Origin of the sequence: Neisseria weaveri (assembly GCF_900638685.1) — a bacterium.
Taxonomy (GTDB): Bacteria; Pseudomonadota; Gammaproteobacteria; order Burkholderiales; family Neisseriaceae; genus Neisseria; species Neisseria weaveri.
Genome location: NZ_LR134533.1, coordinates 2,201,540 through 2,214,171 on the forward strand (window position 1 = coordinate 2,201,540; position 12,632 = coordinate 2,214,171).

General features: G+C 53.3%; 7 protein-coding genes. 2 read left to right on the forward strand and 5 right to left on the reverse strand.

What is annotated here, in order from left to right:
- Positions 1 to 92: 92 nt before the first annotated feature.
- Positions 93 to 4,058, reverse strand: a complete 3,966-nt coding sequence (purL, locus tag EL309_RS10485) for a phosphoribosylformylglycinamidine synthase (RefSeq protein ID WP_040669689.1) — start codon at positions 4,056 to 4,058, stop codon at positions 93 to 95.
- Between the two features lie 187 nt (positions 4,059 to 4,245).
- Between purL and recR the strand changes: the two genes are divergently transcribed.
- The gene (gene recR, locus EL309_RS10490; protein WP_004283348.1) at positions 4,246 to 4,854 is read left to right on the forward strand and encodes a recombination mediator RecR; all 609 of its coding nucleotides are present in this window, start codon (positions 4,246 to 4,248) and stop codon (positions 4,852 to 4,854) included.
- A gap of 94 nt (positions 4,855 to 4,948) precedes the next feature.
- Here the strand turns inward: recR and asd are convergent, their stop codons facing one another.
- Positions 4,949 to 6,067, reverse strand: coding sequence for an aspartate-semialdehyde dehydrogenase (gene asd / locus EL309_RS10495; RefSeq protein WP_004283347.1), 1,119 nt, complete (start codon positions 6,065 to 6,067; stop codon positions 4,949 to 4,951).
- Between the two features lie 213 nt (positions 6,068 to 6,280).
- Complete coding sequence (locus EL309_RS10500) at positions 6,281 to 7,504, reverse strand: uracil-xanthine permease family protein (RefSeq protein ID WP_004283346.1); 1,224 nt, start codon at positions 7,502 to 7,504, stop codon at positions 6,281 to 6,283.
- Positions 7,505 to 7,666: 162 nt separating this feature from the next.
- Here EL309_RS10500 and EL309_RS10505 point away from each other — a divergent pair, with 162 nt between their 5' ends.
- Positions 7,667 to 8,974, forward strand: coding sequence for a hemolysin family protein (locus EL309_RS10505; RefSeq protein ID WP_193777280.1), 1,308 nt, complete (start codon positions 7,667 to 7,669; stop codon positions 8,972 to 8,974).
- A gap of 62 nt (positions 8,975 to 9,036) precedes the next feature.
- Here the strand turns inward: EL309_RS10505 and coaBC are convergent, their stop codons facing one another.
- A complete protein-coding gene (gene coaBC, locus EL309_RS10510; RefSeq protein WP_004283344.1) occupies positions 9,037 to 10,233 on the reverse strand; it encodes a bifunctional phosphopantothenoylcysteine decarboxylase/phosphopantothenate--cysteine ligase CoaBC in 1,197 nt (398 codons plus the stop codon).
- A 208-nt stretch (positions 10,234 to 10,441) separates the two neighbouring features.
- Positions 10,442 to 12,613, reverse strand: coding sequence for a heavy metal translocating P-type ATPase (locus EL309_RS10515; protein WP_004283343.1), 2,172 nt, complete (start codon positions 12,611 to 12,613; stop codon positions 10,442 to 10,444).
- Positions 12,614 to 12,632: the final 19 nt, after the last annotated feature.

Consider the following 12,632-nt stretch of genomic DNA (forward strand, 5'->3'; position numbering starts at 1 on the left):
TGCGATGTTTCATCATCAAAGATTTTTTAAGAATAAAGCCTTAAAAACAAGGCCGTCTGAAAATTTCAGACGGCCTTGTTTGTTTACTCTGCTTAACCCAAAGCCTTGCGCGCTCCGGCGAACATTCTGTACCAGCCGGAAAGTTCGCTGTTTTGCCAATCGTCGGGATGCCAGCTCATTTGGGCGGTGCGGTACACGCGCTCGGGGTGCGGCATCATGATGGTAACGCGGCCGTCGGCATTGGTTACGCCCGCGATACCTTGCGGCGAGCCGTTGGGGTTGAGCGGGTAGGTTTGGGTAACTGCGCCCAAGCCGTCCACATATTGTAGGGCGATGTTGAGGCCGTCTGAAATCTTGCCGCCGATATGGGCGAAATCGGCGCGGCCTTCGCCGTGGCTCACCACGACGGGCAGGCTGCTGCCTTGCATTTCGGCCAGAATCAGCGAGGGCGATTTGGGCACGTTGACCATGCTCAGGCGGGCTTCAAATTGCTCGCTTTGGTTGCGTTTGAACTTCGGCCAGCCTTGCGTGCCGGGGATGATTTCCGCCAAGTTGCTCACCATTTGGCAGCCGTTGCACACGCCCAAAGTGAGCGTGTCGCCGCGCTCGAAGAAGGCTCTGAACTGGTCGCGCAGTTCGGGGTGGAACAGGATGGATTTCGCCCAGCCTGCGCCCGCACCCAATACGTCGCCGTAGCTGAAACCGCCGCAGGCGGCGAGCATGTGGAAGTCGGCCAGTTTCACGCGGCCGGCCATCAAGTCGCTCATGTGTACGTCGTAAGCGTCGAAGCCCGCGCGGGTAAAGGCGGCGGCCATTTCCACCTGCCCGTTCACGCCTTGTTCGCGCAATACGGCGATTTTCGGCTTGGTACCGCTCGCAATAAACGGTGCGGCGATGTCTTCTTTAAGGTCGAATTTCAGGTCGGCAAACAGCGCGCTGCGTTGGTTGTCTGCCAGCAGGGCAAATTCGCTGTCGGCACATTCAGGGTTGTCGCGCAGGCGTTGGATTTGGTGGCTGGTTTCTTGCCAGGTTTGTTGCAGTTTGATTAGGTTGTCAGAAATAAGGTGAGTTTGCCCGTCGCGGATGATTAACGTGTTCTCATCAGTTAACGTACCGATTTCAAAGACATTGTGATGCAGCTTTTGTTGATAGAATAAATTGATAATATCGGCAACATCTTGTTTTCTGACTTGGATAACAGCACCCAACTCTTCATTAAATAATGTGCGGGCAATGGTTTCTTGCCATTCAGCCAACGCTTTTACCTCTTCAGTCCGCAATGATTGAGACAGAGCGGTATGGTTGGTAATGAATGTTTGTGCAAGCAATAAATTTAAATCTATATCCAAGCCGCAACGTGCCGCAAACGCCATTTCCGCCAACGTAGCAAACAGGCCGCCGTCGCTGCGGTCGTGGTAAGCCAGCAGTTTGTCTTCGGCCACAAGTTTTTGAATCACTTGGTAAAACGCTTTCAGACGGCCTGCTTCGATATCCGGCGCTTCGCCTGCCATATCGTTATACACTTGGCTTAAGGCCGAGCCGCCCATGCGTGCTTTGCCGAAGCCCAAATCCACGGCCAGCAATACGCTGTCTGCCGTGTTTTTCAATTCGGGCGTAACGGTTTTGCGCACGTCCTGCACCGGTGCGAAACCGGTAATAATCAGGCTTAACGGCGAAGTTACCGATTTTTGTGCGCCGTTGTCTTGCCACACGGTTTTCATCGACAGCGAATCTTTGCCCACGGGAATGCTGATGCCCAGTTCCTGACAGGCTTGCGACACGGCTTCGACGGTGCGGTAGAGTTTTTCGTCTTCGCCGGCGTTGCCGCAGGCGGCCATCCAGTTGGCAGAAAGTTTGATGTTGCCGATGTCGCCGATATTCACGCCGGCGAGGTTGGTCAGCGTTTCGCCGATGGCCATGCGGCCGGAAGCGGGCGCGTTAAAGAGGGCGACGGTGGGTTTTTCGCCCATGGCCATGGTTTCGCCTTTGTGGGTGTTGAAGCCCATCATGGTAACGGCGGCATCGGCTACGGGGGTTTGATATTTGCCGACCATTTGGTCGCGGTGGGTCATGCCGCCGACGCTGCGGTCGCCGATGGTAATCAGGAAGTTTTTGGCGGCCACGGTGGGCAGGCGCAACACGCGGTAGGCGGCTTCTTTCAAGTCGATATGGCTACCTGAAAACGGTTTTTCAGACGGCCTTACGGTGTTGTCGCTGCGGGTGGTTTTGGGCGGTTTGCCGAGCAAAACGTTCAGCGGCAAATCGACGGGATGGTTGCCGTACAAATCGTCGCGCACTTGCAGATGGCCGTCGTCGGTGGCGGTGCCGACCACGGCAAACGGGCAGCGTTCGCGCTCGCAGATTTGGCGGAACAAGTCTAAGTGTTCGGGCAAAATCGACAACACATAACGCTCTTGCGCTTCGTTGCACCAAATCTGCATCGGGCTTAAGCCGTGCTCTTCCAGCGGCACGTCGCGCAGTTTGAATATTGCACCGCGGCCTGCGTCGTTGACCAATTCGGGGAATGCGTTCGACAAGCCGCCCGCGCCGACATCGTGAATGGCGATAATCGGATTGCCTGCGCCCAATTGCCAGCAGCGGTCGATCACTTCCTGCGCACGGCGTTCGATTTCGGGGTTGCCGCGCTGTACCGAGTTGAAGTCCAAATCGGCGGCGTTGCTGCCGGTATCCATAGACGAAGCCGCACCTCCACCTAAACCGATGAGCATGCCGGGGCCGCCGAGTTGCACCAATAATGCGCCTTCGGGGATTTGGTCTTTATGGGTTTGCTCTGCCTGAATGTTGCCCAAGCCGCCGGCAATCATAATCGGTTTGTGGTAGCCGCGCATTTGGCCTTCGAACTCTTCTTCAAAGGTGCGGAAATAGCCCAAAAGGTTGGGGCGGCCGAATTCGTTGTTGAACGCCGCGCCGCCGATGGGGCCTTCGATCATGATGTCGAGCGGGCTGCTGATGTGGTCTGGCTTGCCGTAGCCGCCTTCCCACGGTTGTTTGAAATCGGGAATGTTGAGGTTGGACACGGTAAAGCCGGTCAAACCTGCTTTCGGGCGCGCGCCGCGTCCGGTGGCACCTTCGTCGCGGATTTCGCCGCCCGCACCGGTGGCTGCACCCGCGAAAGGCGCAATGGCGGTGGGGTGGTTGTGTGTTTCCACTTTCATCAAGATGTGCGTTTCTTCTTCGCTGAAGCGGTAGCCTTGCTGCTCGTCCGCACGCGGGTAGAAACGCTCGATTTTCGCGCCCTCGATAATGGAGGCGTTGTCTTTATAGGCGACTACGGTGCCTTCGGGGTGGGCATTGTGGGTGTCGCGAATCATGCCGAACAGAGATTTGGGCTGTTTTTCGCCGTTTAAAATGAAGTCGGCATTGAAGATTTTGTGGCGGCAGTGTTCGGAATTGGCCTGCGCGAACATCATCAGTTCGACATCGCTTGGGTTGCGCTGCAAGGCTTGGTAGTTTTCCAGCAGGTAATCGATTTCGTCGGGCGACAATGCCAAGCCCAGTTCGCTGTTGGCTTGTATTAAAGCGTCTTTGCCTTTGCCTAAAACGTCAACGGTGGCGAAGGTTTGCGCTTCGGGGTGGGCGAAGAGTTGGGAGGCCGTCTGAAAATCGGGCAGCACGCTTTCGGTCATGCGGTCGTGCAAGAGGGCGGCCCATTGCTGTTTTTGCCCGGCGTTCAGTTCGCCTTTCACCCACACCGCCATGCCGCGCTCGATGCGTTCGATTTCGCCCAAGCCGCAGTTGTGCGCGATGTCGGTGGCTTTGGATGCCCACGGCGAAATGGTGCCGATGCGCGGGGTGATTAAAAACAAATGCAGGCTGTTTTCGGCTTCGGGTGTTTTTTCGACACTTTCTGCTTCTAACAAAGCCTGCAATTTCGTTACAGTTTCGTGGTTCAGCGCGGATTCGCTGCTCACAAAATACCAAAATTCGCTGCTTAATTCTGCTTTCGGCAGGCCGGCGGCCGCGGCTTTTTGCAGGAGTTTTTCGATGCGGAAATCAGACAGGGCGGCAACGCCGCGCAAGGGCAATACGACGGACATGAATCTAGCTCACACATGCGGTTGGAAATGGGCGTAATTGTACGATAAATTCGACTTTTCTGCTTGGCTTTTTCAGGGGAAAAGAATAGCGTGTCTGTGTTTGGGATTGAAACGGCGTGCAGGGATGGAATTGCTTTATAATGCAGGGTTGTTGACAGTGAAATCATAGATAGGCCGTCTGAAAATTATGGCAAAAAATACCGATGCGTTCAGCCGTTTGATTAATGCTTTGAAAATATTGCCCAATGTTGGGCCGAAATCGGCCCAACGGATGGCTTATCAATTGCTGCTGCAAAACAGGCGGGCCGAAGCCGAGGAATTGGTTGAGGCTTTGCAGAATGCGTTGAAGCAGGTTCATCATTGCAAGCGGTGCAATACCTTTTGCGAAGGCGAAATTTGTGAAATTTGTGCGGATAGCGGGCGCGACAGCCACCGTCTGATGATTGTCCATATGCCTGCGGATGTTGCCAGCATGGAGGCGGCAAAATGTCACGACGGCCTGTATTTTGTTTTGATGGGGCAGGTGAATCCTGTGCAAGGTATGGATTTGAGCCATATCGCTTTAAACGAACTGGTAGGCCGTCTGAAAAACAGCGAGGTCGAAGAAGTGATCATTGCTACGAATTTCACGGCGGAAGGCGATGCGACAGCGTATATTTTGGCAGAATTGTTTAAAAACCTGCCTTACAAGGTGAGCCGTTTGGCTCGGGGTATGCCTTTAGGGGGGGAGTTGGAATATGTTGATGCGGGAACGTTGGCGCAAGCGGTGTATGAGCGGCGGATGTTGAAAGAATAGAATGCCGCGAAATTGTTTTTAAACTTTCTATAACAAGGCCGTCTGAAAAATAGACTTTTTCAGACGGCCTTTCTTCTTTTATTTAGGAAACGGTTTAATCCAAATTACCTAAAATAATGCGCAACATACGGCGTAAAGGTTCTGCCGCGCCCCATAATAATTGGTCGCCTACGGTAAAGGCGCTGATGTATTCGCCACCCATGCCCATTTTGCGGATACGGCCGACGGGCACGCTTAATGTGCCGGTTACTTTGGCGGGGGTAAGCTCGTTCATGCTGGCTTCTTTTTCGTTCGGAATCACTTTCACCCAGTCGTTGGCCGAAGCCAAAAGTTTTTCGATTTCTTCGACAGGTAAATCTTTTTTCAGCTTCAGAGTGATGGCTTGGCTGTGACAGCGCATGGCACCGACGCGAACGCATAAGCCGTCGATGACTACGGGATTGTCACCGGTAGCCAGAATTTTGTTGGTTTCCACGCCGCCTTTCCATTCTTCTTTGGATTGGCCGTTGCCTAAATCCGTGTCAATCCAGGGAATCAGACTGCCTGCCAGGGGTACGCCGAAGTTTGCTTTCGGGTAATCTTCGCTGCGGAGAAAATCGGAGACTTTGCGGTCGATTTCCAAAATCGCGCCGGCAGGATCGGCCAATTCTTTGGCCACTTCGTCGCGGATGGCACCCATGCCCTCGATTAATTCACGCATATTTTTCGCACCGGCACCCGAAGCGGCTTGATAAGTCATGCTGGTGGCCCACTCTACCAAACCGTTTTGGAACAAACCGCCCAATGCCATCAGCATCAGGGAAACGGTGCAGTTGCCGCCGACATAGTTTTTTACGCCGTTTTTCAGGGCTTCGTCGATAACGTTACGGTTAACGGGATCCAAAATGATTACTGCATCGTCTTTCATGCGCAGAGAAGAAGCGGCATCAATCCAGTAGCCGTTCCAGCCGCTTTGGCGCAACGGCTCGAAAACGGCTTTGGTGTAGTCGCCGCCTTGGCAGGTAACGATGATGTCCATGTTTGCCAGTTGTTGGATATCGTTGGCATCAAGCAGTTGTTTTTCGGTTTGGCCGAAGTCAGGAGCTGCACCGCCGACGTTGGACGTGGTAAAGAACACGGCTTCAGGAATGTGGGCAAAATCATTTTCTTCCTGCATGCGCTGCATCAATACGGAACCGACCATACCGCGCCAGCCGACAAATCCTACTTTCATTCTGTACTCCTTCGATGGAAATGGTTTGTTAAATAATATTAAAAAAGAAATGTTTTAACCTTATACGCTGAAAAAGTAAAGTTTTTTATTTGAAAACCGGTTTATGGCTTTGAATATGGCTATAAAACTCTTTCAAACGGGTTAAAAAGCATATTTATCGAGACAAAAAAGACGGCCTTTTTTATCGGAAGGCCGTCTGAAAAATAAAAGGGCTTAGTGGCTGTTTTCAGACTGTTTCTGCAAGGGCAGAACCCAGTTTAAAACAATGGCGAGAATAGCGCACAAACCTACGCCGGCAAAGCTCATGCTGCCGAATTTGATAACCATACCGCCGACGCCGGTCGTCAATACCGAGCTGACGATAACCAGATTTTTCGGCTGCATTAAATCCACTTTGGCATCAATCAGGGTTTTCAGTCCCAAAGAAGCGATGGTGCCGAACAGCAGAATCATAATGCCGCCCATTACCGGCAAGGGAATCGAAGCCAAAAATGCATTGAATTTGCCGAAAAACGCCATGCAGATGGCAAAAATTGCCGCCCAAGTCATGATGTAGGGATTGCCGTTTTTCGTAATCATCACTGCGCCGGTTACTTCGCCGTAAGTCGTCACCGGCGGACCGCCGATCAAACCGGCAACGCATACGCCCAAGCCGTCGCCTGCCAGCGTTTTATGCAAACCGGGGTCGGCGGCGTAATCTTTGTCGGTCACTTTGCCGATGGCCATCACGCCGCCGATGTGTTCGATGGCGGGTGCAATGGCAACGGGCAGCATAAACAGTGCGGCTTGCCAGTTGACTTCGGGGGTAACAAAGTGGGGAACGGCAAACCACGGAGCGGCGGCAATCGGCGCGGTATCTACCAAGCCCATTACCAATGCGGCGGTATAGCCTGCGGCCACGCCGATCAGAATCGGAATCAGCTTCATCATGCGGCTGCCGAATACGGCCACAACGACGGTAACGGCAAAGGTAAAGCCTGACAGCAATAGGGATTGCGTGTAGTCCACAACTTGTTCGCCACCGGCCTGACCCATTGCCATCTGGCTAGCCACAACGGCAACCGACAAGCCGATGACCATAATCACCGGGCCGATAACCACAGGCGGCAACAAGCGGTTGACGGCGGCAAGACCGCGCCATTTAACCAGCCCTGCAAACACGAAATACATAAAACCTGCGGCAAACAGGCCGAACATGGTAGAGGGCAGCCCCCATTCGGAAATAGAGTAGATAATCGGCGCGATAAAGGCGAAAGACGAGCCGAGAAATACGGGAACTTTCCATTTGGTTACCGCTTGGAACACCAGCGTGCCGATGCCTGCGCCCAAAAGTGCCATAGCCGGGTTCAGTCCGGTCAGAAGGGGTACGAGTACCATGGCACCGAAAGCGACAAACAAAATCTGCATGCCGGAAACGGCCAGTTTGATTTGCTGCATAATAAACTTTCACTTTGGTCGGATGATAAAATGCTGCGGATTATACCGCTGTCGGCAGGGTTTGTGTTGAGGCCGTCTGAAAACCGGGCGTTCTTTTTTCAGACGGCCTGCGTGCTTAAAAAATGCTACAATCTCTTCCGTTTACAACAAATTATTATTTTTATGAGTATTATTGAAGCAGTTTTTATTTTGTTTTTGCTGATCTTGATCAGCGGTTTTGTTTCCGCCGCCGAATTGTCGTTGGCTTCATCGCGGAAAATCAAATTGCAGGTAATGGGCAACGAAGGTGATGTACGGGCATTGGAGGTATTGAAAATGCAGGAGCAGCCGGGCAGTTTCATTACCATCGTCCAAATCGGTTTAAACGCAGTGGCCGTATTGGGCGGTATCATCGGCGAAGCGGCCGTCCGTCCTTTCCTGAGCCGCCTGTTTTCTGCTTACGGCGGCATACCGGCTTTGGAAACGGCGGCTTCCGTTTTATCTTTTCTTTTGGTAACCGGTTTCTTTATTCTGTTTGCCGATCTGATGCCCAAACGCTTTGCCATGATCAACCCGGAGAAAGTGGCGGTTCGGGTGGTTCGTCCTTTATTGTTGCTGATTTTTCTGCTGAAACCGTTTGTTTTCGTGTTTGACGGTTTGGCCAACTGGATTTTCAAGGCTTTGAAAATTTCTACGGTACGCACCGACCAGCTGACTTCCGAAGACATTTATGCCGTAGTGGATGCCGGTGCGCAGGCAGGGGTGTTGAAGCAGCAGGAGCATTATCTGATTGAAAACATTTTCGATATGCAGGAGCGTACGGTTACTTCAACCATGAATACGCGCGAATATATCGTTTATGTTGATAAAAACGATGATGCAGAAACCGTTTTGGCGAAAATGGACGAAGTGCCGCACTCTAAAATTTTGGTGTGTAACGGCGGTTTGGAAAAAGTCATCGGCTATATAGAAAGCCACACTTTCCTGACCCTGTACCTGAAAGAGAAAAATATCCGCCTGACCGACCGCCGCGTCTTGCGCAAAGCGTTGTTTATCCCCGATACGCTGTCGCTGTATGAGGTTTTGGAAACCTTCAAAAATGCCGGTGAGGATTTTGCCGTAATCATCAACGAATATGCCTTGGTGGTCGGCGTGATTACTTTGAAAGACGTGATGAGTATCGTGATGGGCGATTTGGTCGCAACCGAAGAAGAGCCGCAAATCATCCGCCGTAACGAAACCTCATGGCTGATTGACGGTGCCACACCTTTGGAAGACGTCATGCGGGCATTGGACATCAATACTTTCCCGCATTCGGAGAACTATGAAACCATCGGCGGTTTTATGATGTATTCGTTGCGGAAAGTGCCGAAAAAAACCGATTTTGTGGTGTTCGGCAAATACAAATTCGAGATTATCGATACGGATAACCTGAAAATCGACCAATTGTTGGTGTCGATTCATCATGAAACCGAATCCAAAGAAGATTGAGGTCGGATTAAACCAAAGGCCGTCTGAATTTTCAGACGGCCTTTTTCTGTTTGCAAAGCCACTTATTTTGCCGAAGCGGATAACAGTTCGCTGAGTCTGGCTACGATCGCGGCGGCGGCTTCGTCTTTGGAGGTTTCCGGGAACGATGTTTCGGCCGTATCGTCGATGATGGTGATTTGGTTGACCGGCTTGCCCATCGCCACTGAAACCTGGTTGGCGACAAGCATGGGGATGTTTTTACGCAAGCGTTTGGCGCGGGCGTATTCCACCACGTTTTCGCTTTCTGCCGCGAAGCCGACGCAGAAGGGGGCATCGGAAAGCGCGGCTACCGAAGCAAGGATATCGGGGTTTTCGGTTAATTCGATAACGGGCGGCGTTCCGGAGCCGTCTTTTTTCAGTTTTTGGCTGCTGCTGTTTTTTACTTTATAGTCGGCGACGGCAGCAACGGAAATGAAAACGTCTTGCCCTTCGACCGCTTGATGTACGGCTTCATACATTGCTTGCGCGCTGACGGCTTGTTCGGTGTAGTTTAGGGCAGTGGGCAAGGCGGTTTGGATTTGCCCGTAAATCAGGCTGACTTCTGCACCGGCGGCACGGCAGGCGCGTGCCAAGGCCATGCCCATTTGTCCGCTGGAAATATTGGTGATGCCGCGCACGGGATCAATGGCTTCGAAGGTTGCGCCGGCGGTAATCAACACCTTTTTGCCGTGCAGTTTTTTTTCCGTCCAACTGTCTGGCAGCAATTCCGCCAATTCAAACGCTTCCGGCATGCGTCCGACCCCGACTTCGCCGCAAGCCTGTTCGCCCGAGTTGGGCTGAATCACAGTCACGCCGTCGGCTTGAAGCTGCTTGATGTTGCGCAAATTGGCCGGGTTGAACCACATTTCGACATTCATTGCAGGCGCGACCACCAACGGGCATTTTCTGGCCGCAGCCAAATTGGTCAGCAGATTGTCGGCGATGCCGTTGGCGATTTTGGCCAAGGTGTTGGCCGAAGCCGGGGCAATCAGGAAAACGTCGGCATTGCGGGTGAGATTGATGTGTGCCATACCGTTGCCGCCCAAACCGCCGTCGTGCGTGTCGACCAAAACGGGATTGCCGCTTAGGGCTTGGAAGGTTAGGGGGGCGATAAATTCTGTAGCCGAGCGGCTCATGGCGACGGTAACTTCATGGCCCTGTTTTTTCAACAGACGCACCAATTCGCAGGATTTATAGGCGGCAATGCCGCCGCTGATGCCGAGTAGGATATGTTTGCTCATGTGTCGGAATAGTATAAATAAAAAGGCCGTCTGAAATTTCAGACGGCCTAAATATAGCATGAAATCATAGACGGGCTGAATGACTGAATTTTGAAACCGGCTGGAATTTCAGACGGCCTCGATAAACGGTTTTGGAGATTCCGCAAGAAATCCTAGATCATTCTATCGTTTATCAGCTCAACCGCTGCCGGGCGTATTTCAATCTCCGTCATTCAATCTTCACCCGCTTCAACCTCAAAGCATTTCCCAACACCGACACCGAACTCATCGCCATCGCCGCGCCTGCAATAATCGGGTTCAAAAAGCCGAATGCTGCCAGCGGTATACCCAAAGTGTTGTAGATAAAGGCGAAAAACAGATTTTGTTTGATGTTTTTCAAAGTGGCGCGGGAAATCAGCAGGGCATCGACCATTTGGTTGACGGAATGCTGCATCAGCGTGGCGGAGGCGGTGTGTTCGGCAACGTCTGCGCCGTCTTTCATGGCGAAGCTCACGTTGGCGGCGGCGAGCGCGGGGGCATCGTTGATGCCGTCGCCGACCATGGCAACTACCTTGCCGGCGTTTTTCAATTTTTGCACTTCGGCGGCTTTGTCGCGCGGGCTCATGTTGCCGTAGGCGTGGGCGATGCCGAGCTGTCCGGCGATGTAGCCGACCACGTTTTGGTTGTCGCCGCTCATGATGTAAACGTCGATGCCGTGGTTTTTCAGACGGCCTATGGCTTCCTGCGTGTCGGCTTTGAGCGCATCGGCAAGGGCGAATGCGCCGACGGGTTGGTCGTTGACCGACACGGCCACGATGGTGGCGATGCGCCAAACGGAATCAAGGCTGTCGGGCAGCACGAGATTGCAGTAATCGGGTTTGCCCACTTTCACTAAGCCCGCGCCGTCAATTTCGGCGGAAATGCCCGCGCCGACGGCGGTTTGCGCGTTTCGGGCTTCGGGAATGTCGATGCCGCGCGATAAGGCCGTCTGAACAATCGCTGCGGCCAGCGGATGGGTGGCGTTTTGTTCGACGGCGGCGGCAAGGCGGTAGAGTTCGTTTTCGTTTATCGGGTCGTTTTTTTCAGACGGCCTCAACCACACCGCCGCCACCTGCGGTTTGCCTTGCGTGAGCGTGCCGGTTTTGTCCAGCACCACCGCGTTCACATGAGCCGCTTCTTCCATAGCCGCAGCATCTTTAAACCAAATGCCGTGCTTCACCGCTTTGCCCATGCCGACCATCATTGCGGCGGGCGTGGCCAAGCCGAGCGCACACGGGCAGGCGATCACCAACACGGCTACGGCGTTCATCAACGCAGTTACCCAATCTGCTTTCACATACCATGTAATCAAAAAAGTTAACACGGCAATTCCAACCACCACAGGCACAAACACGCCCGCTACTTTGTCGGCAATACGCGCGATTGGCGCTTTGCTGCCCTGCGCTTCAGACAAAGCCGCCATCATGTCGCCGAGCAGGGTTTGGCTGCCGAGCTGTTCGGCGCGGTAAACCACGCTGCCGTCGGTCATCACCGCACCTGCCAGCACTTTGCTGCCCACGGTTTTGGCTTCGGGGTTGGATTCGCCGGTGAGATGGCTTTCGTCTGCCCAGCCGTTGCCGCTTTCCACCGTGCCGTCCGCCGCGATGCGTTCGCCGTGGTTGGCACGGATTAAATCGCCTATCTGCACTTGGTCGAGCGGTGTTTCCTGCCATTGCCCGCCGCGCTGCACGCTGACCCGCTGCGGTGTGAGCCTCAACAACAATCCCAAACTGTTGAGGCTGTTTTTCTTGGCGCGGTGTTCGAGAAATTTGCCCAAGCTCACAAAGCCCACTACCATCACGCCCGCTTCAAAATACACATGCGCCATGTCGCCGTGATGCGCGTGCGGGTGAAAAAACAGCATAAATACCGAGTAGAGATAAATCGCCACCGTACCTACCGTTACCAGCACGTCCATATTCGCCAGCCCGCCCCTGATGCTCGCCCACGCGCTTTTATAGAAAGGAATAGCCAGCCAAAGCTGCACGATACTCGCCAGCACAAACTGCCACATCGGCGGCATCATCCAATCGTGCCGCCCGATTATCATGCCCGCCATGCCGAATAAAAAAGGTACGTTAATCGCCAGCAGAAGCCACAGCCGCCAGCCGATATGCGGTTCGGCTTCGATTCGCGGCAGAGCGTCGGTTTTCAGCACAGCGTTAAAGCCTGCTTTTTCAATGATATGAATCAGCGCATCGGCATCGGTGCGGCTGTCGTCGAACACGACCTGCGCTTCTTCGCCGGCAAAGTTCACCGAGGCCGTCTGAACAAAGTCTTTTTTGTTCAACACTTTTTCAATACGGCTGGCACAGGCTTGGCAGGTCATGCCGTCGATTTGGAAACGGGCTTTTTGTTGCATGAAGTTCAGCCTTTCAGAT